The sequence below is a fragment of the Nonomuraea helvata genome (assembly GCF_039535785.1).
Classification (GTDB): domain Bacteria; phylum Actinomycetota; class Actinomycetes; order Streptosporangiales; family Streptosporangiaceae; genus Nonomuraea; species Nonomuraea helvata.
Genome location: NZ_BAAAXV010000009.1, coordinates 1,990,403 through 2,012,556 on the forward strand (window position 1 = coordinate 1,990,403; position 22,154 = coordinate 2,012,556).

Consider the following 22,154-nt stretch of genomic DNA (forward strand, 5'->3'; position numbering starts at 1 on the left):
GCCCTAGTGGTCGGTTTCGCGGATGGCCGTGCCGACCTCACCCACGCGGTCGGCCAGCAGGCCGAGGGCGCCCACGGCCCGGGCCATCGGGTCGTCGTCGGCGCCGCCCAGGGCCTTGGCCTTGAGGTAGGCGGTCTTGATCTCCGCCCAGCGTTCGGCCTGGGCCGGGGTGAGGCGGCCGCGGAGCTCGGCCAGCTTGAGCAGGTTGGCCTCGGCGTCCGTGGTCAGGGTCTGGGCCTCGCCGAGGTAGTGGTCGTCGATCACCGCCTCCAGCTCGGCGTCGTTCATGGCGGGGACGATGTGCTCCGCCAGCTTGTTCATGTTCCGGTACGACCCCTGCAGCCGGTACGGAGGCTCGGTGCGGGCGGCGTCGGACTGGGCGGCCGAGGCGATGTAGGCCTGGTTGTTGGCCAGCACGACCTCCTGGACGCGCACCAGCTTGGCCAGCACGCTGAGGATCTGCTCCAGCTCGGGCTTGCTGTACGGGTGCCGGAGCTGGTCCGGCCTGACGGCGGTGTCGCCCTTGGCGAGCCGTACGAGGAGCTCCACGTCCTCGCGGTCGCGGCCGGAGAGCGGTGCGAGCACGGGGTTCGAGGTGAGGGCGTTGTCGATGTAGCTCAGCGCGAACAGGTCGTCCTTGCCCGAGAGCACGTCGCCCAGGTTCCACACGTCGGCGCGGTTGGCCAGCATGTCGGGGATGCGGAAGCGCCGCCCGGACTCGGTGTACGGGTTGCCCGCCATGCACACGGCGAACCGCTTCCCGCGCAGGTCGTACGTGCGGGTGCGGCCGTTCCACACGCCCTCGATGCGCCGCTGGGCGTCACAGAGCGAGATGAACTTCTGCAGCAGCTCCGGTGAGGTGTGCTGGATGTCGTCGAGATAGAGCAGTGTGTTGTTGCCCGTCTCCAGCGCGAACGAGATCTTCTCCACCTCCTGCCTGGCTGTCGCGTCGGGCGCGTCCGCCGGGTCGAGTGAGGTCACCTCGTGGCCCAGGGCCGGGCCGTTCACCTTGACGAACACCAGGCCCAGGCGGCTGGCCACGTACTCCATCAGGGTCGTCTTGCCGTAGCCGGGCGGTGAGATGAGCAGGAGGAGGCCCATCTGGTCGGTGCGCTTGCCCGCGCCCGCCGCGCCGAGCTGCTTGGCCAGGTTGTCGCCGATCAGCGGCAGGTACACCTCGTCGAGGAGGCGGTTGCGCACGAACGCGCTCATGACCTTGGGCCGGTACTCGTCCAGGCGCAGGCGGTGGCGTTCGGCCTCGACCAGCTCGCTCCTGCGCCGCTGGTAGGCCCGGTACGCCGGGATCCGCTCCTGCCGGAAGCGGCGCGTCCTCGTGAGGAGCTCGTCCAGCCGGAGGTCGAGTCTGCGGTCCTTGATACGGGGGTGGGTGCCCAGGAGGCCGTCCACGGTTTCCTGGGTGGCGGCGCTGGAGTCGTGCCGGGGCACGTCGCACAGCTGCACGGCGATGGCCTCCGCCGCCTCGGGACCCTGGTGGTAGGCGGACATCCAGGCGTGGGCCAGCTGCAGCCGCTCGGGGAGTGGCACGCTTTTGAGCTCCTCCTCGAACTCCCGCCCCTTCGCCGGGCCGAGGGTCCTCCTGAACCCGTCGAGGACGTCGCGGGCGGCCTTGCTCGTCACGAACCCGAACGGGCTGCCGCCGAGCTCCTCGACGAGGTACTCGCCGGCGAGCGCCGCTCCCGTGCCCCCTCCCTCCGCCCCTGCCGTGCCGGCCGCCGACCCGGCCCCGATGGGCGCGGCGCCGGGCCCCGGCGCACTCGTGCGGAGGCCCGCCATGAAGCGCGTGATCAGCATCCCCAGTTCGGCGGCCAGCGCGTCCAGGGCTGGCGTGGGCCCGAAGACGGCACGGGCACGGACCAGCGACACGGCCCGGGTGGTGAATGTTTTACGTGAAACCTCGTCCAACCCGAAGGTCCAGAACAGCTGGGCCGCCGCCCGGACCTCGGCCGGATACCGCAGCAGCCCCGCCCCGGACCGCAGCCGCACCAGCACGTCCAGGATGGCCACGGCGTCATGGTCGTGGACGCCCCGCTCGTATCCCTCGTCGTAGCGGGATTCCAGGGCCTGCCGCACCACGTCCGGCAGGGAAGCGCCGGGCGGCAGGGAGTCCAGGAGGGACGCCGCCAGGTGCTCGCCCCGGTAGACCTCGGGCGTCTCCGACACCAGCAGCTGGTCCCAGAAGGGCTGGGTGTCGGCGAAGGAGGCGGGCACCGGCGACCGGTAGTCGGTCCCTGTGATCGCGAAGTACATGGACCTGTCATGCGGGACCAGCGTCAGGTCGATGGGCTGGGTGTTGACGGCGAAGCGGTGGCGGCCGAGCCGCAGCGTCTCGCCGCCGTCCGAGAAGAGGTCGAGCCGGTCCCGGAGGGCACGCAGCGCCTCCTGCTGGGCGGACTTGACGCGCCCGTCCAGCTCCTCGGCCCGTACGGCGTCCCCGAGCGAACGCAGCTCGGCGGCGGCCGAGCGGACCTTGGCCACCATCGGGTCGGTGGCGAAGTAGGTGTTGACCTCGTCCAAGGAGGCGAGAGAGCCGAGGCGGCGCGTGATGCTGCCCAGGATGCGTTCGGCGGAGGCGAACACGCGGTCGGCGCGCCGGGCGAGGCCGTCGAGCTGGGTCTGCTTGCGCGCCGAGAAGGCCTCGTAGACGTCCTCCCGCTTGGCCGACAGCTGCGCCGCGAAGTCGTCGAACTCGCCGAAGCGCGACTCCAGGGTCTCCAGCTGCAGCATCAGCCGCCCGAGCTGATCGTCGCAGGCGGCCGGGGTGTCCGCCATGGCCAGCGCGCCCGTGACGGCCTGGCCGAGCAGCGCGAACTCGGCGGCGAACGCGGCCCGACCCTCCGCACCGAGCAGCTCACGCCGGCGCCCGTCCAGGAGGGCGCGCGCCCGGTTCACCCCACCGAGGACCTCGGCGATCCGGCCCAGGATGGACGTGCGTACGGTGGCGTCGGCGATGTCCAGCGAGCCGACGACCTCCGTCACCACCTCCAGCCCCTCCGCCTGCGCGGCCAGCCGGTCCGCGACGGGGGCGGCCTCCGCCACCGTCGCGATCGCGGAGGCGGAGTCGGCGAGCTCCTCGACCGCCGCGTGATAGGCGGTGAACGCCTCCGCGCCCTGCAGGAACGCGACCGCCCGCTTCCCGGCCGACGCCAGCTCCTCCGTCACGGACGAGGACAGCGCGTCCAGGGCGGCCAGGTCGATGTAGCGGGTCTCGCGCAACGTCACCAGGCGGCCCTGGGCCCGGCGGAGCGTGGCCAGCATGGTGACCCAGGCGTCCGCGGTGGCCGGATTGTCGGCCCGCGCCTGGCGTACCAGATGGGTGGTCTCCTCGGACGCCGCGGCGAGCGCGCCGGCGGCCTGGCGGGTGAGCTGCTCGACGTTCTCGTACTCGTCGAGCACCTGCTCGGCCGTGGCCCGCACGTCGGCGAGCGGCTCGCGCAGGCCGTGCTCCGCGAGCCAGTGGTAGGAGTCGAACGCCCGCGTGCAGGCGGCGATCAGCCCTTCGAACGTCCTTGTCGAGGGCGCCATCTCCTCGACCATCCGGGACACGGACAGGCAGTCGGAGATGCCGCGCACCAGCTCCGCGTTGCCGATGCGCCCCAGCGGTCCGGTCCCGGCGGGCTGGGCGGCGGCGTAGGTGTCGGAGACGTACGGCGTCTGCCAGACCTGCATCGGGTGGACCCGGGTGGGCTCGTCGGAGGTCGCGCGGAAGACCACCATCGTGCCGTCGTCGAACAGCGAGTAGCCGTGGCAGACGATGGGGTTGGCGACCTCCTTCCTGATCACGTTGTACGGCAGCAGCAGCGAGCGTCCGTCGCCCCTGGCGTGGAAGACGTACAGGACGTCCTCGCCGTTGGGCGAGCGGACCATCCGCTCGAACTCCAGGTCCGTCACGTCCGTGTCGAACGTCTTGCTGACCCCGGTCGCCAGGTAGTAGCCGCCGGGGAAGATCAGCCCTTGGTCCTCGGGCAGCCGCTGACAGGCCTGGCCGATGCCGTCGAGCCTGATCACGGCCTTGGTGCGGAGGTTGAAGACCAGGTGGCGCCGGTCGGTCTCCTTGTACGGCCTGATCCGCATGAGGATGAGCGGCCCCACCCTGGCGTACTCGACGTCGGCGTCCGCCAGGCTCTGCAGCGGCTCGGCGACCGGCTCGGCGTAGATGCCGGCGCCGGTCTCCGTGTTGTTCTCGATCTTGATGGTGAGGTCGCCGCCGACCGTCTCGACGAACACCTCGTCCTCGATCGAGATGTGCGGGTGCCGGCCGAGGACGTGGTCGTCGCGGGTGGTCGGCGTCCACTCGAAGTCGTGGGACGGGGGGAAGACGTGATCCCGCTCCCCCCTGTTGTCCAGATATTTCGGGACCCCGCCGTTACTGACCGCCCACCGCAGCACCCGCAGGTCAGCCGGACCCGTCTGGAACACCGCCAGCAGCTTGCCCTCGACCCGCCTGAGCTGCTGCAGCCGGGTCTCCTTGTAGTACCGGTACAGCTCGGCGAAGTCCTTCTTGAACGCCGGATCGTCCAGCGTCTCCAGCTTGCCGGCGTCGAACCTGAACGCGTCGCCCTCCCTGGAGAACCGGTGCACGGCGAACACGTCCGCCACCGCCGTCTCCGGCTTGAGCCCGATGAACACGTTGTAGCCGAAGAGCATCACGTCGCCCAGGGAGACGATGTCCCTGGGGACGCAGTTGTTCTCCGTACGGATCCGCTCGGTGCCCAGCAGGCGCAGCTCCGCGCCGCCGAAGACCTCCAGCCGCTCGCCGTTGAGCCTTCCGGCCGCCGCCGTCAGGGCCTTGGCCTGGGCCTGGAGCCGGTTCCTGAGGACCTCGTACGTCCCCGCCTCCAGCTCGCCCACGTCAGCCCTTCACCCCGGCCAGCGCGGCCACCGGGGAGTCGGCCACGCCCAGCCTGCGGGCCGTCTCCAGCAGCTCGCCGAGCGCCGTGGCCTGCGGGCCGCCGTCCTGGATGAGCCGCAGGAGCAGGGCGGAGACGGTCAGGTTCTTGATGTCCTCGGTACGCACGCCGCCGATCACGTTCGCCAGGTCGGCCGCCAGGCTCGCCGAGCCGTTGACGTACGGCGAGACCAGCGCCCCGGCGACCTCGGAGTGGTCCACGAAGCCGTCGACCACCTTGCCCGCGGTGATGGACCCGACCATCTTGTCGAAGAACATCGTGTCGCCGCCGACGATGTCGATGTTCGCCTTGGCCAGCCCCGCGGCCAGCACGGTCGCCTGCGACTCCGCCACCTGCCGAGACACGTCGATGTGCTTGAGCTTGATCTCCTTGTCGGCCTCCAGGCGCAGGCGGTACTCCTCGTGCTCCCTGCTGGCCTCGTCCAGCGCCGCCATCGCGGCCGCCTTGGCCGTGAGGCCTTCGGCCTCGGCCTTGAGCTTCTCGCCCACCGCGGCCGCGCCGGCCAGCGCCATCGCCTGCTCGCCCTCGGCCTGCGCCTTGATCCGGTCGCCCTCGACCAGGGCCATGGCCTTGGCGCCCTCGGCCTCGGCGGCCAGCTTCTCCTTCAGCACGAGAGCCTCCGCGCGGCCCACCTTCTCGATGGCCTCGGCGTCGCGCTCCTTGACCTGCACCTGCGCCAGCCCCGCCGCGGCCGACTCGGCCTGGACGCCCTCGGCCAGCCGGATCTTGGCGCGGGCCTCCAGCTCGGCGGCCTGCTGCCTGGCCTCGGCGAGCACCAGCTCCTCGCGCGCCTTGAACTTGGACGCGGCCTCCGCGGCCTCGGCCGCCTTGATGTCCTTGACCAGGTTCTCCTGGGCCTCGGCCTCGGCGGCGATGATCACTGTCTGACGGGTGCGCTCGGCCTCCTCGACCACGCGCAGCCGCTTGATGCTCTCCTCCTGCTCGGCCACGGTCTTGTCGACCGCGATGCGCTCGCGGATGACCTCGGCGATCGAGCGCTTCTCGGTCTCGACCTCCTTGTCCTTGGCGATGCGCGACAGCTCGGTCTCCCGCTCGCGGGCGATGACCTCCAGCAGGCGGTCCTTCTCGATCCGCTCGGACTCGATCGCGATCACGCGCTCGCGGTTCTTCTCGGCGACCGCCACCTCGCGGGCGCGGTTCTCGTTCTGCACGCCGAGCTGCTCGTCCGCCTTGAGGTTCGCGCTCTGGGCGCGCAGCCGCTCCTCGGCCTGCACGCGGGCGATCTCCGCCTCCTCGCGGGCCTTGACGGTCTCGATCTCCCGCCGCTGCTTGAGCTCGGCGTCGGCCTGGCGGCGCTGCAGTTCCAGGATGGCCTCGCGGGCGTCGACGTTCTGGCGGGTGATCTCCTTCTCCTCGTTGCGCTGGAACTCGTTCGTCCGCACGTGCTCGATCGCCGTCAGCTCGGTGATCTTGCGGATGCCCTGGGCGTCGAGGATGTTGCTCTTGTCGAGCTGCATCAGCGAGGTCTGCTCGAGGTAGTCGATGGCGGCGTCCTCGAGGCTGTAGCCGTTCAGGTCGGTGCCGATGAGCCGGACGATCTCATCTCTGAACTCGTCGCGCTTGGTGTAGAGGTCCACGAAGTCGAGCTGCTTGCCGGCGGTCTTGAGCGCCTCGGAGAACTTCGCGTTGAACAGCTCCTGCAGCGTCGCCTCGTCGCTGGCCCTGGCGGTGCCGATGGCCTGGGCGACCTTGATGACGTCCTCGGCGGTCTTGTTCACGCGGACGAAGAACGTGATCTTGATGTCGGCCCTGATGTTGTCCCGGCAGATCAGGCCCTCGCGGCCGGTCCGCTCGATCTCGATGGTCTTGACCGAGATATCCATGATCTCGGCCTTGTGGACGACGGGCAGGACCACGGCGCCGGTGAACGTCACATCCACCTTGTTGACTTTGGAGACGATCAGCGCCTTACCTTGCTCCACCTTGCGGAAAAGGCGGCCTATGACGGCGAGCAGGCCAATCACGATGACCAGGATGACGGCGAGAAATACGCCGAAGCCGGTGGAGATGATGTCCATCAGTGCTCACTTTCGTAGGGCATGACCCAGAAGAATTCGCCGTCTTTGTCGTATTCGAAGATGAGGGCGTTGTCGCCGCGGGCCAGCCGGTCCCGGCCGGTCGTACGTACCTGCACGACCGCGGACGAGCCGTCGGCGGCGGTGACCTCGGCCTGCCCGAAGTCGGGCGTGGCCGCGCCGGTGCGGATCACGCACATCTGGCCGACGAAGTCGCCGCGCGAGTGACGGTCCCCGTCAGGGAACAGCCGGCGCAGCGGAACCAGCAGGCCACGGGTGGTGAGCCAGGCAACGGCCAGTGCGACGAAAGGGACGGCGAACAGCAGGCCGCCACTCGCCACCGCCACGCTGCCGATCAGGCAGAGCAGCCAGGCCAGTGCGATCAACAGCGAGAGCGCGATCCCGGCGGGGACTCCCCCGAGGCCCATCCAGGCGGCGTCGTCCTCCAGCTCGAACAGCCCGGTGATCACGGTCAGCCAATAACCGACGACCACCACGAGAAGGAAAGTGAAAATGACAGTCGGAAAGCTCAGTACGGTCTCTAAGAACTCGGTCATCCCGCCTCGGTTTGCGATCCCCCGTTGACGTCCTGACGGACTCTATACAGATAAAGCGCGACTAAAGAGGAAAGTTCCCGATAAGTCTGGCCAGTTGACCTCAACTTCGGTTGAGGTTGCATGCTGGCGCTCATGACTGAAGTGATGAGAGCGGCCGCCTTCGCCGAGCCGGGCGGTCCTGAGGTGCTGAAGGTGATGGAGCTGCCCGCCCCGCAGGCGGGTCCGGGAGAGGTGCGCGTGCGGGTGCGGGCGGCCGGGGTGCAGCCGTTCGACGCGTCCGTGCGGCAGGGGTGGCTGCCGGCGTTCATCTCCTCGATGCCCTACCCGCGCATTCCCGGCAATGAGTTCGCGGGCGTGGTGGACCAGGTGGGCGAGGGGGTCACCGGGGTGTCGGCGGGGGACGAGGTGCTCGGCTTCTCGGCCCTGCGCTCCTACGCCGAGTACGTCGTGGTCCCGGTGGCGAACGTGGCGCCCAAGCCCGCCGAGGTGCCCTGGGAGGTGGCCGGCGGGCTTACCTCGGGCGTGCAGACCGCCGAGCTGGCGATCGACGGGCTCGGCCTGGCGGCGGGCGAGACGCTGCTCGTGCACGGCGCGGCCGGGTCCGTGGGCACGGCCGCGGTGCAGATCGCCCGGCGGCGCGGGGCCACCGTGATCGGCACGGCCCGCGAGGTCAACCACGAGTACCTGCGTGACCTCGGCGCCGTGCCGGTGGCCTACGGCGAAGGGCTGGCGGAGCGGGTGCGCGCGCTCGCGCCCGGCGGCGTGGACGCGGCACTGGACGGGGCCGGGGGCCACGCGCTGGAGGTCTCGCTCGAGCTGGTCGAGGACCGGGACCGGATCGTCACGCTGGTCGAGCACGGCAAGGCGGCCGAGCTGGGCGTCCGGCTCGTCCAGGGTGAGCGCTCCGCCGAGCGGCTCGGGCGCTACGCCGCCCTGATCGCGGAGGGGGCATTCAGGTTCGCGGTGCGGCGGACGTACCGGCTGGAGGAGGCGGCGGAGGCGCACAGGGAGATCGAGGCCGGGCACGGCCGGGGGAAGGTCGTCCTTACGATCTGATCCGCACGGCCTCGGCGATGGCGAGGTCGATCTCCTTGAGCTCGCTCTCGCCGTCCTCCACGTCCCACAGGGCGTTCTGCAGGATGCGGCCGAGCGTCCATCCGGCGGCCCGCTGGGGGTCGAGGCCGAGCCGGTCCACCATGAAGTCGAAACGCCGCAGCACCCCGCGCGTCACGTCGCCGGTCGCGAGAACGGCCTCCCAGCGGTTGTGCAGGGCGGGCCAGAGGTCGAAGCACGGATCGCCCGCCAGCGGCTTCGGGTCGATGCTCAGCCACGGCTCGCGGTCGGCGGCCAGCACGTTGTCGTAGTGCAGGTCCCAGTGGAGCAGCCGGTCGCCGGGCTCGGAGACGAGCTCGGCGACGGCCGAGGCGCACACCTTCATCCAGTGGCGGTCCCGCTCGCGCGGCAGGTTCTTCAGCGCCCGGTCCACGTCGTCCAGCATGGCCTGCGCGATGTCGCCCAACCGGCGCAGCCCCTCCGGCGCCGGATAGGCGACCAGGCGGGCCAGCAGCTCGGTGAGGATGCCCAGCGCCTCCATGTCGTCCGGCACGTTCGACAGCGACCGGTCCGCCTCCAGCCGCTCGAGCAGCAGGGTGCCGGTGCCGGGGTCGGAGTCGAGCAGGAGCACCGAGCCGTCGCCCGCCCAGGTCCGCAGCCCGTGGGCCTCGGTGGCGTTCTCGTCGGTGACCGGCTGGAGCTTGAGCGCGGCCTTCGTCCCGTCCTCGCGTACGACGGGCAGCACCAGGGAGACCACCCCGTGCCTGGGCTCACCGTCGAGCCGCAGCCCCCACTCCTCCAGGTAACGCTCGCCCAGCGCGGGCAGCCCGGCGGACCACTCGCGCCCGGCCTCCCCGTCGTACTTCACGTGAGACTCGGTCAACGCCGCAGGCACCTTGATCCTCATGCCCCCAGTCTGCCCCGGGCCGCGGGTCAGGCGCCGCCCGTTTTCCGGGCGTCAGAAGTGCCAGGGGAACGGCGACCAGTCGGGCTCGCGCTTCTCCAGGAAGGAGTCGCGCCCCTCGGCCGCCTCCTCCGTCATGTACGCCAGCCGCGTCGCCTCTCCCGCGAACACCTGCTGCCCGACCAGCCCGTCGTCGATCGCGTTGAAGGCGAACTTGAGCATCCGCTGCGCCGTCGGCGACTTGCCGTTGATCTTGCGGGCCCACTCCAGGGCGGTCCGCTCCAGCTCCTCGTGCGGGACCACGGCGTTGACCATGCCCATGCGGTGGGCGTCGGCCGCCGTGTAGGTGTCGCCGAGGAAGAAGATCTCGCGGGCGAACTTCTGCCCGACCTGCCGCGCGAGATAGGCCGAGCCGAAGCCGCCGTCGAAGCTGGCCACGTCGGCGTCGGTCTGCTTGAAGCGGGCGTGCTCGGCGCTGGCCAGTGTGAGATCCGCCACGACGTGCAGGCTGTGGCCGCCGCCCGCGGCCCAGCCGGGCACCACGCAGATCACGATCTTGGGCATGAACCGGATGAGCCGCTGCACCTCCAGGATGTGCAGACGGCCGGTCGCGGCCGTGCCGTCGGCGTACTGGTAGCCGTCCTTGCCCCTGATGCGCTGGTCACCACCCGAGCAGAAGGCCCAGCCGCCGTCCTTGGGAGAGGGGCCGTTGCCGGTGAGCAGCACGCAGCCGACGTCCGTCGTCTGCCGGGCGTGGTCGAGCGCGCGGTAGAGCTCGTCGACGGTCTGCGGGCGGAACGCGTTGCGCACCTCCGGCCGGTTGAACGCGATCCGCACCGTGCCCTGGTCGACCGCCCGGTGGTAGGTGATGTCGGTGAAGTCGAATCCCTCGACCGCCTGCCACGCCTTGGGATCGAACAGCTCGGAGACCATGGGCCAGAGCCTAACGGATCTGACCTTCGGCCCATTCGGCCCACTCCACTTGCGCTTTGCCCAGGCGAAGGCCGTATTCGAGGGTCATCCGCCCGTACTCCGAGAGGTTGTCGTGGCGGTTCTCGAGGAACTCGCGGATGCCCTCCAGGTGCTCCAACTGCTTGCGGACCCGGTCGGCCTGGTGGCCGAGGTACGCGCGGGCCTGCTCGGGCGAGACCTGGGCCAGGAAGAACACGCGGAGCAGCATGTCGCTGCGCAGGACCCTGGTCGGCTCCACCTCGGTGATCCAGCGGCGGAGCTCGGCCAGGCCCTCCTCGGTGATCGCGTACTCCTTGCGGCCGCGCGGGCCCTCCGCCGACACGTCCACGAGGCCCGCGTCGGCCAGTTTGCCCAGCTCCGCATAGAGCTGGCTCTGCGTGGCGGGCCACACGTTCGACAGCGAGATGTCGAACATCTTCAGCAGGTCGTATCCGCTGGCGGGCCCCTCGGAGAGCAGTCCCAGTACGGCGTGTCGAAGGCTCATATTCCTATGTTGACATATCGCCAGAGGAAGTTCTACCTTCGACATGTCACAAATGGAACGTGAAGGGATACCCGCCATGCCCGGTCTGATTGGCTTCCTCCCCTGGATCGTCTACGCGATCATCGCCACCAGCGACGAGTGGCGCTGGGGCGCCATCACCGGCCTGGTCATCGCCCTCGTCCTCGTCGTACGCGACCGCCGGGCGGGCAAGGCCTGGGACGAGATGGTGATCGAGAGCAGCGCGGCCGTGTTCTTCGCCTGCCTCACGGTGCTCTCGCTGGTGGACCCGCACTCGCCGCTCACGCCGTACGGGCCCGCGCTGGTCAACGTCTGGCTGGCCGGCACCGCGTGGGGCTCGCTGGCCATCCGCAAGCCGTTCACGCTGGGCATCGCGCGCACGATGACGTCGCAGGAGGTCTGGGAGAGCCCGCGGTTCTACCGCGTGAACGCGATCATCACCACGGTCTGGGCGGCGGCCTTCACCGTCGCCGCGGTCTCCCTGACGCTCGTGCTCAACGCCGCACCTCACGCGACGACGCTGATCATCGCCATCAAGGTGCTCACGTTCGCCCTGCCCGCCGTCTTCACCGCCTGGTACCCCAAGCACGTGCGGCGGGCGCTCGCTAAGTGACCTCCGCTCGCAGCTCGGCGAGCAGTTCGCCCTGATCGGCGAGCATGTCGGTGAGGATGCGGCGGGCAGCCCCGAGCAGATCGGCCAGCTCGGGGGTGGCCAGCGTGTAGACGACGGTGCTGCCCTCGCGGATCGCGCTCACGATCCCGGCCCTGCGCAGGACCGCGAGCTGCTGGGAGAGGCTCGAGGCCTCGATGTCGATCTGGGCCAGCAGATCCCTGACGGGGAGCGGCCCTTCCTGGAGTAGCTCCAACACTCGGATGCGAGCGGGGTGGCCGAGAGTTCGGAAGAAGTCGGCCTTGGCCTGGTGGACCTCCACGTGCATATAGCCCAGACTAATCCAGCGCAGTTGCATAATTCTTCAAGTCGTAACGTTGTTGGATAGCATGACAGCGGGGACTAGGGAGTAGCCATGGGCCGAGGAAGAGCCAAGGCGAAGCAGACGAAGGTCGCTCGCCAGCTGAAGTACACCAACCACAACATCGACTACGACCGGCTTCGCGAGGAGCTCGGCGCCGACACGCGGAGGGCTGAGGACATCTACCCGCCTACCTCGTCCGAGCAGGAGTCCGAGCGCGCGCAGTGACGCGGGTCAGCTTCGCGGGTGCGAGAGTGACGTTCTTCAGCCGCCTGGCCTCCGGCGCCTGATCGGGCGCCGTGAGCTCCAGGCGGTGCAGCACCTCGCGGATGATGATGCGCATCTCCAGCAGGGCCAGCTGCGCGCCGACGCAGAAGCGCCGGCCGCCGCCGAACGGCATCCATGCCCGATTCTGGGCCCGATTCTGGGCCCGGTTCTGGGGGTCGTCCAGGAAGCGCTCTGGGCGGAACTCATCGGGCTCGGCGAAGGCGGCCGGGTCGCGGTGCACGAGCGGGATGTACGGTCCGGCGTACCATCCCGCGGGGATCTCGTACCCACCCAGTTCGAGCGGGGCGTCGAGCAGTCTCGGCGCCTCATAGACGACGGGCCTGATCCGCAAGACCTCCTTGACCACCGCGTCGAGGTAGGCCTCGTCGTCCGGCAGCCGTTCGAGGACCTCGGGCATGCGGAGGAGGCGCTCGAACGCCCAGGCCAGTCCGGTGGCGGTGGTCTCGTGCCCGGCGACGAGCATGGTGATCAGCTCGTCGCGGATCTCCTGGTCGGCCAGGTCGGTGTCCAGCAGGCGGCCGAGCACGTCGGTGCCTCCTGGCGCGGCCCGGCGGCGGCGGATCTCGTCGAACAGGATCGCGTCCACCTCGGTGCGCAGCCGCGCGAACCGGGCGTGGGGGCCGTACGGCAGTCTGCGGAGCTTGTCCGGGAGCATGACGACCGGCATGGAGCCGCCGGTCTCGATCAGGTCGGGAAGCAGCGCGCGTAGCCGGCCGATGCGGCCGCTGTCCTGAATGCCGAAGATCAGCCGGATGATGATCTCCAGCGTGATGTCCTGCATGCGTTCCCGCAGCGCGAACGGCCTGTCCAGCGGCCACGTCGCGATCTTCTCTGCGGCGATGGCCGCGATGTCGTCCCGGTAGCCCGCGACCTGCTTGGCGCGGAGCGGCGGGTTGAGCAGCTTGCGGTGCTGCCACCACGGATCGCCGTCCAGGGTGAGCACGGAGTGCGCGCCCACCATGTGCTCCAGGAAGTCGCGCCGCGCCTCACCCGCGCGCCCGCCGCCCTGGTCGGTCCGGTAGACCTGCTCGGCGAGCTCTCCCGTGGTCACGTAGACCTCCGGCGCGAAGCCGGTGTAGCGCACGGTGAAGATCGGGCCGTACTTGCGCTGAAAGCTCTCCAGCATGCCGGGAGCGTCGCGCATGAACCACGCGGTCTGCACCGCTGAGGGCAGTCTCGGTCCTGGAGGGAGCATCTTTGTGCCTCCTTGTAGATGTACGTACGTCATAGACGTTTGTATACATCAGTAGCATGGATCGCGTGGCACGAACAGAGGCCGGTGGATACCGGGAGAGATTGCTGGCGGGAGCGATGGCCTGCCTGCAGGAGAAGGGCTACGCCCGCACGACGGCCCGCGACCTGGTCGCCGCCTCAGGCACCAACCTGGCCTCCATCGGCTACCACTTCGGCAGCAAGGAGGCGCTGCTCCACGAGGCCATCGCCGGGTTCTTCGACCAGTGGATCGCCCGGGTGGAGCGGTCGATGTTCTCCACGGAGCCGAGCAGCCCCAGGGAGATGCTGGAGCGGGCCATGACGGAGCTGGTCGACGTGTTCGAGGAGCTGCGGCCGCAGCTCGTGCTCTACGTCGAGTCCTATCCGGCGGCGCTGCGCGAGGCCGCGCTGCGGGAGAAACTCGCCGACTCCTACGCGCGCTGCCGCGAAGTGGGCGCCGACATGGTGCGCCGGGCGGTCGCCCAGCTGGGCGTCGAGCTGCCGATGGCGCCTGAGGTCATCGTGTCGGTGCTGGTGGCCGTCTCGGACGGGCTGCTGCTGCAGTGGCTGCTCGACCCGGACGCCACACCGGACGCCCGCCAGGTCGTGGACGCCCTCGCCGCGCTCTCGGTGCTCTTCGCGTAGTTCCACGCCGCGCACAGGGCGACGGGGTCAGGTGGCGCAGGTGTCGTGGGTGGCGTCGAAGCCCTTGAGGGCTTCCGTGTCGTCCGCGCGCAGGGGCTTCAGGCCCTTCCAGTCGTCGCCGATCACCAGCACGAGCCGGTTGGTCTGCGCTCCCTCGACCTTGCGCGTGACAGCCGAGAGCAGGTCGTTGGTGAGCGTGGGCACGCGCGTCTCGCCGTTGGGCCCGTACAGGACGGTGGTCTTGGGCTGCGGCTTGCGGGCCGAGTCGCCGATCTTGGAGATGTGGTAGCCGCGCTGCTCCAGGAAGGCCGCCACCTGGGTGCCGAGGCCGCTGCGCCAGGTGCCGTTGCGCAGCTCGATCTGGATCTTCGTACGGCCGACCTTGGCCTGTCCGCCCTTGACGCCCTGGACGCTCTCGTCCTTGGCCACGATCTGGAACAGCCGACCCGCCTGCGGCTGCACCCACTCGACCCGGCCCGGCTGGGTGAGCGAGTAGTGCCACGGCGTGGTGATGAAGCGGATGTGGCCGGCGTCGAGGCCCTGGAGGCTCGTCGCGAGGTCCTTCATGACGCCGAAGGTCAGGCCGCGGTCGGTGGTCACCGCCTTGGTGCCCGCGTCCAGGATGCCGAGCAGCTTGGCCGGGTCGGTGAGCGTCTCGCCGCTCATCGCCTTCTTGACCATCGACGCGATGAACATCTGCTGCCGCTGGATGCGCCCGATGTCCGAGCCGTCACCCATGCTGTAGCGGGCGCGTACGTAGCCCAGCGCCTGCTCGCCGTTGAGCGTCTGCCGCCCGGCGGGCAGGTGCAGCAGGGCCTTCTTGTCGTTCACCGGCTCGGGCAGGCAGACCTCGACGCCGCCGACGGCGTTCACCATGCTCTTGAAGCCGGTGAAGTCGACCTTCACGAAGTGGTCGATGCGGATGTGGGTGAGCGACTCGATCGTCTTCCAGGTGCAGGCGATGCCCCCGGAGTTGAACGACTCGTTGATCATGCCGAGGTGCGGCCGCTGGCCCGGCAGGTTGCCGGTGGCGCGGCAGGCGGGCAGCTGGACGAGCGAGTCGCGCGGGAAGCTGACGACCATCGCGCCGTCACGCTTGGACGACACGTGGACCATCATGATCGTGTCGGTGCGCTCGCCCGCGACGTGGTGACCGTACTTGGCGTTCTTGCCGTCGCGCTGGTCGGAGCCGACCACCAGGATGTTCATGGCGGTGCCCGCGACCTTGGGCGGCCGGGTCGCGCCGAGGTCGTCGTCGGTGACGTCGACGTGTTTGACGTTGCCGTTCAGCTTCGCCAGCACGCCCACGGCGACGCCTGCGACCAGGAGGACGACGGTCACGGTGACCGCGATCACCCAGCGCAGCCAGCGGCGGCGACGCCGGGGTGGCGCGCTCGGCTCGGAAGGCGGCGCGTCGACAAGCCCGCTGCTCACGTGACTCCAGAGGGACGGGGCCGAGGGCCGCCGCCCATGGCCAAGAGCCTCGCCGTACAGATCTCGGCCGGTTGAACGTGCCCGAGTGTACCCACCCGGGCACACCCGTACGGAGAAACGTGGTCAGTCGGGCAGGTTAACGCGGAGCGACACCGTGCCGCGCAGGTCGAGCCAGGCCGTGCCGGGGCCGCGTACCAGCCTCAGGATCACCTCGTCGCAGCCGGGGCAGCGGGCCACCAGGCCGGGGTCCGGGCCGTACACGCGGAGCGAGGCGACCGGGCCCGTCAGGCCGCAGCCGGCGCAGCGGCCGGTGGCGGCGGTGACGTCCACGGCGAAGATCTCGCCGAGCGGGCCGGCCAGCGCGTTGCCGTCGAGGTGCTCTGCGGTCATGTCAGTCCCCACAATGTCAGCTGCCCCCGGTGGGGCCGAAACGTTCGGTACGGATGCGCTCAGGGGCGTGGCCCAGCGCGACCAGCAGGTCGGCCGCCGCCTCCACGAACCCCGTCGGCCCGCACACGTAGCAGTCGGGCTCGAAGTTCGCGGGCCAGCCGCCTTCAGCCAGGTCGTCCAGCAGGAGCCGCCCCGGCGGACGGGACGCCCCGGCAGGCGCGGACCTCGTGTAGAGGTAGGTGACGTCGAGCCCGGGGTCGGGACGGCGCAGCTCCTCGGCGTAGAAGCGGCGGTCCTGGTCGCGCAGCGAGTAGATCAGCCGGAACGGCACCCGGCTGCCCGCCTGCCTGCGCGCCCTGATCATCGCCATCAGCGGCACGATGCCGGACCCACCGGCCACCAGCAGCACCGGCGCCTTGCTCTCCGGCCGCCAGACGAACCAGCCGCCCACCGGGCCGCGGACCTCGACCTGGTCGCCGACCTCGATCACCTCGGTCAGGTACGGCGACACCTCGCCGTCGGGGAAGTTCTCGACGGTCAGCTCGACGAGGTCGCCGTCGGCGGGCCCGGCCAGCGAGTAGCTGCGCTGCGCGGTGTAGCCGTCGTCGGCCGTCAGCCGGACGTCCACGTGCTGCCCCGGCAGGTGTCCCGGCCAGCCGGGCACCCGGAAGCAGAGCGTGCGCGCGGTCGCGCTCTCCCCGGCGATCTCGACGAGCTCGGCCGCCCGCCAGGCCAGGCGCGGCGGCACGTCAGTCGCCCTCGTAGCGCTGCTCGCGCCACGGGTCGCCGTAGTTGTGGTAGCCGGCCGTCTCCCAGAAGCCGGGCCAGTCCTCGTTCAGCAGGCGGATGCCGCGTACCCACTTGGCCGACTTCCAGAAGTACAGGTGCGGCACGATCAGCCGGGCCGGGCCGCCGTGCCGGGGCTCCAGGTCCTCGCCGTCGAAGCGGTGCACGAGCCACGCCTTGCCGTCGAGCAGGTCCTCCAACGGCAGGTTGGTGGTGTAGCCGCCGTACGAGTGGATCAGCGCGTACTCGGCGGCGGTCTCGACGTCCTCGAAGAGCACGTCCAGCGAGACGCCCTCCCAGGTGGTGTCCAGCTTGGACCACTTGGTCACGCAGTGGATGTCGGCCGTGGGCGTCTCCATGGGCAGCGCCTGGAACTCCTCCCACGACCACCGGTGCGTCTGCTCCGCCTCCGTGTCGATGGCGAACTCCCACCGGTCGAGCGGCACCTGCGGCGTCGGCCCCGCGGACAGCACGGGGAAGTCGTCCACCAGGTACTGCCCGGGCGGCAGCCGGTCGCTGTCAGGTCTGCGCCGCCCGTGGAAGCCGCGCGAAATGATGCTCACGCGCTCATTTCATCACACGCCTCCCGTCAGCTCTTACGCGGAGTGACCAGCCCCGATTCGTAGGCGAAGACCACCAGCTGCGCGCGGTCGCGCGCCCCCAGCTTGGTCATCGCCCTGCTGACGTGTGTCTTCGCGGTGGTCGGGCTGATCACCATGTGGGCGGCGATCTCGTCGTTGGACATGCCGCGGGCGACCAGGGCGGCCACCTCGCGTTCGCGGTTGGTGAGCACGTCGAGGCCCTGCGGTTCCGGCGACGGGCGGCGGGCCACGTACTCGCCGATCAGGCGGCGGGTGATCGCGGGCGAGAGCAGCGCGTCGCCGCGGGCCGCGACCCTGACGCCCTGCAGCAGGTCGGCGGGCTCGGTGTCCTTGACCAGGAATCCGCCCGCGCCCGCCCTGAGCGCGTTGAAGACGTACTCGTCGAGGCCGTAGTTGGTGAGGATCACGACGTGGACCGCGCTCAGCCGCTCGTCGGCCGCGATGCGCCTGGTCGCCTCGATGCCGTCCATCACCGGCATCTGCACGTCGACGAGCGCCACGTCCGGCAGGTGCTCGAGGGCGAGCGCGACGGCCTGCTCGCCGTTCGCGGCCTCGGCCACGACCTCGATGTCGTCCTCGGCCTCCAGCAGCGCGCGGAAGCCGCCGCGGATGAGTGCCTGGTCGTCCACGAGCAGTACGCGGATCACGCCGGTTCCCCCAATGGCAGCTCCGCGCGTACGGTGAAGCCGCCCTCCGGGCGGGGCTCGGTCAGCAGCCGTCCGCCGAGCGCCGTGACGCGCTCGCGCATGCCGAGCAGGCCCACGCCTGGCACGGGCGGCGCGTCCCTGCGCGCCTGACCGTCGTCGTCCACCTGCACGACCAGCTCCTCACCGCCGTAGTCGATACGCACCGACGCCGCCGCCCCGCCCGAGTGCCTGGAGACGTTGGTGAGGGCCTCCTGCACGATCCGGTACGCGGCCCGGTCCACCTCGGACGGCAGCTCCCGGCGTACCCCCGAGATCGTCACCGTGGCGGGCAGACCGGTCGAGCGGGCCCGCTCCACCAGGTCGTCGAGCCGGTCGAGGCCGCTGGCCCGCGTCTCGTCGCCCTCGCCCTCGCCCTCGCCCTCGCCCTCGTGAGCGTCGGAGTCGCGCAGCACCTCCAGCGTGGCGCGTAGCTCGCGCATGGCGTCGCCGCTGGCCTCCTGGATGGCCAGCAGCGCGCCGGGCACCTCCTCGCCGCGCTTGCGTGCCAGATGGACGGCCACGCCCGCCTGCACCTTGATGATCGAGATGCTGTGGGTGAGCGAGTCGTGCAGCTCCCTGGCGATCCTGAGCCGCTCCTCGCCCGCGCGGCGGCGTGCGACCTCCTCGCGGGTGCGCTCGGCCTCGACGGCCCGCTGCTCGGCCTGCTCCACGTACGCCTGCCGGTGCCGCGCGACCGTCGCCGTCACGCCCGCGGTCAGGAACCAGCCGATCAGCAGCACCGTCTGCTGGACGACGTCCTTGAGGTCCTGCCCCTCGGCGTTGGCCAGGTTCGCCGTCAGGCCGGAGCCCAGGAACACCGCTGCCGCCAGCGCCGGCGCGAGCCGGTGGCCGGCCCGTACCGATCCGAAGATCGCCACCAGGACGGGGAACATGGCGGGCGGGCCCGGCTCGGCGTGCACCGAGTAGACGAGCATGCAGACGGTGCTGACCAGCAGCGCCACCAGGGGCGCCCGCCGCCAGGCGATCACGGCGAGCGAGCCGACGAGTACGGCGGCCAGGTCGAGGGCGCCCGCCTTCGGCGTGACCAGCAGGGTCGCCGAGAGCATGACGGCCACGACGGCGGCGAGCGCGCCGTCCAGGGCGAGCGGCCGCCATTCGCTCCGAAAGGTCATTCCTGCACATTAGATCCTCTACCCGGACACGGTCCTCGGCGGCCGGTCGTAATTCGGCACTACTCCCGGCGAAGTACGTCGCACGATCCTGCGCCCGGGGCGGTAGGCGGAGGAGCCTCCTCGGGGCCGACGACCTGGCGCCGGGAGAAGACCACGATGTCCGGCTATGGAGACGATCCAAGAGAAGGACCGGTAATGGCCGGCCAGTTCCGTTACGTCACCCCGGTCGAGCCGCGGGCCGCGACCGGGCGGGTGGCCCGGGTCTACGCGCAGCTCGCGGAGGACTTCCGCATGGCGCGCATGCCTGTCTTCCTGACCCTGTCGCCCGCCCCGGAGGTGCTCGCCGCGACCTGGGCCATGCTGCGCGAGTCGCTGCTGGCCGGTGACGAGTCCAGAACCGCCAGGGAGGTCGTGGCGCTGGGCGTGTCGATGGCCAACCGCTGCCCGTTCTGCGTGGCCGCGCACACGACGCTGCTGCACGCGACCGGCGACCACCGGCTGGCCGAGACCATCGCCGCCGGCGGCACGCCCGACGATCCCCGGCACGCCGAGCTGCTGGCCTGGGCCGGGTCCCGGCGGCGGGCGCCGGAGACCGGGCCGCAGATCGTCGGCACGGCGCTGACCTTCCACTTCATCAATCGCATCGCCTCGGCGCTGCTCACCGAGAACCTGCTCCCCGCGAACCTCCAGAAGTCGCGCCTGGTCAGGAGCGTGGGCGGCCGGGCGATGTCGCGCGCCGTGCGCACGCGGCTGCTGTCGGGCGCGAGCCTGCCGCTGGTCGCGGACCTGCCCGCGCTGCCGGAGCCCGCCTGGGGCGCGGGCACGTCCGTGGGCGCCGCCTACGCCGCGCTCCGGGCCGTGGCGGGGACGGGCGGCGAGCTGCTCGGAGAGTCCGCCCGTGCCGCCGTGACCGACGCGGTCGCGGCCTGGGACGGGGAGCACCCGCCGATGGGCGGAGCCTGGCTGGACGGGCCGCTCGCGGACGTGCCCGCCGGGGAGCGGCCCGGGGCCCGGCTGGCCCTGCTCGTCGCTCTCGCGCCGTACCGGGTGACCGACGCCGACGTGGCCGCCTGGCGCGGCTCCAGGACGGACGAGGACCTGGTACGGCTCTGCGCGTTCGGCGCCGCCTCGGCCATGGAACGCATGGAGACCTTCATCACCGCCTCAGCACTCACAGGAGATCGATCATGACCGCGCAACACACCCTTGCCACCCGGCCCGTGACCTGGCCCATGTGGGCGCTCAAGGTCGTGGCACCCCTGCACGCCGTCGCGCTGCTGTTCCAGGCGGTGGCGGCGGGCCTGCTGCTCTCCACGCCCGGCGGCCGGTCGCTGCACATGGCCACGGCCGTCGCCCTGCTCGTCATAGGGGTCGTCCATGTCGTGGCGGCGGTCCTGGTCCGCTGGCCCGGCGGTGGGAAGAGCAAGTTCATCCTTCCGGCAGTGATCCTCCTGGTGGCCACGGTGGTGCAGGCGATTCTCGGTGTCGCCGGGCTGAAGGTCCTGCACGTGCCGTTGGGGGTGCTGATGTTCCACGGAGGCGTCGAGCAGTTCAACCGGGTCATGTCGCGGTCATGACCCCCACACGACGTGACGTGCTGCGGCTGCTGGGACTGGGCGCGGTGGCGGTGGCCGGGGTGCCCGGCTGCTCGCTGCTCGCCGGAACCCCGCAGCCGCAGCTCCTGACCAGCCGGGCGCCGCTGCCCAAGCCGTTCGCGGTGCCGCTGCCGGTCCCCGAGGTGGCCAGGCCGGTGCGCAGCGCGGGCGGGGCCGACTTCTACGAGCTGACCGAGCGGGCGGCCGAGGTCGAGGTGCTGCCCGGCCTGCGTACCCGCGTATGGGGGTACGGGGGCACCTTCCCCGGCCCGACCATCCAGGCACGCAGCGGGCGGCGAACCGTCGTCAAGCTGGTCAACCAGCTCAGCGAGCCGACCGTCCTGCACCTGCACGGCGGGCACACTCCGCCGGAGTCCGACGGCTTCCCCACCGACCTGGTGGCGCCGGGGGCGTCCCGCGAGTACGTGTTCCCGCTGGAGCAGCGGGCCGCCACGCTCTGGTACCACGACCATCGCATGGACTACACGGGGCCGCAGGTCTGGCGCGGCCTTGCCGGGATGTTCCTCGTACGGGACGCCGAGGAAGAGGCGCTGCCGCTGCCCGCGGGTGAGCGCGACCTGCCGCTGCTGATCTGCGACCGGTCGTTCGAGGCCGACGGGACGATGCTGTACCCGGGGCTGGAGGGCCGGCCCGGGGTGCGGGAGGCGTACATGGGGGGCCTGCTCGGGGACGTGATCCTGGTCAACGGGGCGCCGTGGCCGGAGCTGCGGGTCTCCAGGACGCGGTACCGGCTGCGGCTGTGCAACGCCTCCAACGCCCGGGCGTACGAGCTGGCGACGGGCGGGCCGATGATCCAGATCGGCACCGACGGCGGGCTGCTGGCCCAGCCGCGCACGGTGCGGCAGCTCCGGCTGGCCCCCGGCGAGCGGGCCGACGTGGTGATCGACTTCTCCGCGTACCGCCTGGGTCAGCAGGTCGAGCTGCGGAACCTGGCGGGGGAGGGGGCGCAGGGCAAGGTCATGCGGTTCGCCGTGGACCGGGACGAGACCGACGAGTCGTCGGTGCCCGCGCGGCTGTCCACGGTCGAGCCGCTCGACCCCGGCAGGGCGAAGGTGACGCGGGACTTCGAGTTCAGCAACGGGGGCATGGGCTGGCTGATCAACGGCAAGCCGTTCGACGCGAAGCGGATGGAGGCCAGGCCCCGGCTCGGCGACATCGAGGTCTGGCGGCTGACCAGCGACGTCGCCCACCCGGTCCACCTGCACCTCGACCACTTCCAGGTGCTGACGGTCAACGGCGAGCGCCCGAAGGGGCCGCCCGAGTGGAAGGACACCGTCGAGCTGCGCGACGCGCAGACCGTCGAGATCGTCACCCGCTTCACCGACTATCGCGGGCGGTACGTCCTGCACTGCCACAACCTGGAGCATGAGGACATGGCCATGATGGCGGCCTTCGAGGTCGTCTGACGCCCCACGGCGGGCGGGTGGTCCTCGACAGGT

General features: G+C 70.9%; 21 protein-coding genes. 7 read left to right on the top strand and 14 right to left on the bottom strand.

The window, feature by feature from the left end; translation table 11 throughout:
* Positions 1–3: 3 nt before the first annotated feature.
* The 3 genes from ABD830_RS42645 to ABD830_RS42655 are packed head-to-tail and all read right to left on the bottom strand — an operon-like array spanning position 4 to position 7,458.
* Positions 4–4,869 carry a DNA repair ATPase gene (locus ABD830_RS42645; RefSeq protein WP_345000202.1) on the bottom strand — a complete coding sequence of 1,622 codons (4,866 nt, stop codon included), beginning with the start codon at positions 4,867–4,869 and terminating at the stop codon, positions 4–6.
* A gap of 1 nt (position 4,870) precedes the next feature.
* A complete protein-coding gene (locus ABD830_RS42650; RefSeq protein ID WP_345000204.1) occupies positions 4,871–6,967 on the bottom strand; it encodes a flotillin family protein in 2,097 nt (698 codons plus the stop codon).
* Complete coding sequence (locus ABD830_RS42655) at positions 6,967–7,458, bottom strand: hypothetical protein (protein ID WP_345000206.1); 492 nt, start codon at positions 7,456–7,458, stop codon at positions 6,967–6,969. Before ABD830_RS42655 ends, ABD830_RS42650 begins: the two co-directional genes overlap by 1 nt.
* A gap of 207 nt (positions 7,459–7,665) precedes the next feature.
* On the opposite strand from ABD830_RS42655, the gene ABD830_RS42660 reads away from it, so the two are divergent.
* Entirely contained in the window at positions 7,666–8,577 is a 912-nt protein-coding gene (locus ABD830_RS42660; RefSeq protein ID WP_378521127.1) for an NADP-dependent oxidoreductase, read from the top strand.
* Here the strand turns inward: ABD830_RS42660 and ABD830_RS42665 are convergent.
* From ABD830_RS42665 to ABD830_RS42675, 3 genes are read right to left on the bottom strand one after another with little or no spacing between them, the layout of a single operon-like run.
* Complete coding sequence (locus ABD830_RS42665) at positions 8,567–9,481, bottom strand: aminoglycoside phosphotransferase family protein (protein ID WP_345000210.1); 915 nt, start codon at positions 9,479–9,481, stop codon at positions 8,567–8,569. The genes ABD830_RS42660 and ABD830_RS42665 overlap by 11 nt on opposite strands.
* 51 nt (positions 9,482–9,532) lie before the next feature.
* Positions 9,533–10,411 carry a 1,4-dihydroxy-2-naphthoyl-CoA synthase gene (locus ABD830_RS42670; RefSeq protein ID WP_345000212.1) on the bottom strand — a complete coding sequence of 293 codons (879 nt, stop codon included), beginning with the start codon at positions 10,409–10,411 and terminating at the stop codon, positions 9,533–9,535.
* A 10-nt stretch (positions 10,412–10,421) separates the two neighbouring features.
* Positions 10,422–10,934, bottom strand: coding sequence for a PadR family transcriptional regulator (locus ABD830_RS42675; protein ID WP_345000214.1), 513 nt, complete (start codon positions 10,932–10,934; stop codon positions 10,422–10,424).
* A 76-nt stretch (positions 10,935–11,010) separates the two neighbouring features.
* Here ABD830_RS42675 and ABD830_RS42680 point away from each other — a divergent pair, with 76 nt between their 5' ends.
* Complete coding sequence (locus tag ABD830_RS42680) at positions 11,011–11,565, top strand: hypothetical protein (RefSeq protein WP_345000216.1); 555 nt, start codon at positions 11,011–11,013, stop codon at positions 11,563–11,565.
* Here the strand turns inward: ABD830_RS42680 and ABD830_RS42685 are convergent.
* Entirely contained in the window at positions 11,558–11,890 is a 333-nt protein-coding gene (locus ABD830_RS42685) for an ArsR/SmtB family transcription factor (RefSeq protein WP_090938046.1), read from the bottom strand. The genes ABD830_RS42680 and ABD830_RS42685 overlap by 8 nt on opposite strands.
* Before the next feature lie 87 nt (positions 11,891–11,977).
* Between ABD830_RS42685 and ABD830_RS42690 the strand changes: the two genes are divergently transcribed.
* Positions 11,978–12,151, top strand: coding sequence for a DUF3073 domain-containing protein (locus tag ABD830_RS42690; protein WP_345000222.1), 174 nt, complete (start codon positions 11,978–11,980; stop codon positions 12,149–12,151).
* On the opposite strand, the gene ABD830_RS42695 is transcribed toward ABD830_RS42690, so the two are convergent.
* Positions 12,114–13,406 carry a cytochrome P450 gene (locus tag ABD830_RS42695; RefSeq protein WP_345000224.1) on the bottom strand — a complete coding sequence of 431 codons (1,293 nt, stop codon included), beginning with the start codon at positions 13,404–13,406 and terminating at the stop codon, positions 12,114–12,116. The two genes, ABD830_RS42690 and ABD830_RS42695, sit on opposite strands and share 38 nt — an antisense overlap.
* A 116-nt stretch (positions 13,407–13,522) precedes the next feature.
* Here ABD830_RS42695 and ABD830_RS42700 point away from each other — a divergent pair, with 116 nt between their 5' ends.
* Positions 13,523–14,068 (top strand): TetR/AcrR family transcriptional regulator, encoded by a 546-nt coding sequence (locus ABD830_RS42700; RefSeq protein ID WP_425567254.1) that lies wholly within the window; start codon positions 13,523–13,525, stop codon positions 14,066–14,068.
* A 27-nt stretch (positions 14,069–14,095) separates the two neighbouring features.
* Here the strand turns inward: ABD830_RS42700 and ABD830_RS42705 are convergent, their stop codons facing one another.
* From ABD830_RS42705 to ABD830_RS42730, 6 genes are all read right to left on the bottom strand, one after another.
* A complete protein-coding gene (locus ABD830_RS42705) occupies positions 14,096–15,502 on the bottom strand; it encodes an LCP family protein (protein ID WP_345000228.1) in 1,407 nt (468 codons plus the stop codon).
* Between the two features lie 123 nt (positions 15,503–15,625).
* On the bottom strand, positions 15,626–15,892 hold the full coding sequence (locus ABD830_RS42710) for a DUF6510 family protein (RefSeq protein WP_345000230.1): 267 nt from the start codon (positions 15,890–15,892) through the stop codon (positions 15,626–15,628).
* Positions 15,893–15,908: 16 nt separating this feature from the next.
* Positions 15,909–16,640 (bottom strand): ferredoxin reductase, encoded by a 732-nt coding sequence (locus ABD830_RS42715; protein WP_345000232.1) that lies wholly within the window; start codon positions 16,638–16,640, stop codon positions 15,909–15,911.
* 1 nt (position 16,641) lies between these two features.
* On the bottom strand, positions 16,642–17,241 hold the full coding sequence (locus ABD830_RS42720; protein WP_345000235.1) for a sulfite oxidase-like oxidoreductase: 600 nt from the start codon (positions 17,239–17,241) through the stop codon (positions 16,642–16,644).
* 26 nt (positions 17,242–17,267) lie between these two features.
* The gene (locus tag ABD830_RS42725) at positions 17,268–17,927 is read right to left on the bottom strand and encodes a response regulator (RefSeq protein WP_345000238.1); all 660 of its coding nucleotides are present in this window, start codon (positions 17,925–17,927) and stop codon (positions 17,268–17,270) included.
* Positions 17,924–19,099 (bottom strand): sensor histidine kinase, encoded by a 1,176-nt coding sequence (locus tag ABD830_RS42730; RefSeq protein ID WP_345000240.1) that lies wholly within the window; start codon positions 19,097–19,099, stop codon positions 17,924–17,926. The genes ABD830_RS42725 and ABD830_RS42730 overlap by 4 nt, the downstream gene beginning before the upstream one ends.
* A gap of 195 nt (positions 19,100–19,294) precedes the next feature.
* On the opposite strand from ABD830_RS42730, the gene ABD830_RS42735 reads away from it, so the two are divergent.
* From ABD830_RS42735 to ABD830_RS42745, 3 genes are read left to right on the top strand one after another with little or no spacing between them, the layout of a single operon-like run.
* Entirely contained in the window at positions 19,295–20,290 is a 996-nt protein-coding gene (locus ABD830_RS42735) for a carboxymuconolactone decarboxylase family protein (RefSeq protein WP_345000242.1), read from the top strand.
* On the top strand, positions 20,287–20,676 hold the full coding sequence (locus tag ABD830_RS42740; protein WP_345000244.1) for a hypothetical protein: 390 nt from the start codon (positions 20,287–20,289) through the stop codon (positions 20,674–20,676). The genes ABD830_RS42735 and ABD830_RS42740 overlap by 4 nt, the downstream gene beginning before the upstream one ends.
* Positions 20,673–22,121: a multicopper oxidase family protein gene (locus ABD830_RS42745; protein WP_345000245.1), complete on the top strand. Its 1,449-nt coding sequence runs from the start codon at positions 20,673–20,675 to the stop codon at positions 22,119–22,121. Before ABD830_RS42740 ends, ABD830_RS42745 begins: the two co-directional genes overlap by 4 nt.
* The last annotated feature ends 33 nt before the right edge of the window (positions 22,122–22,154 follow it).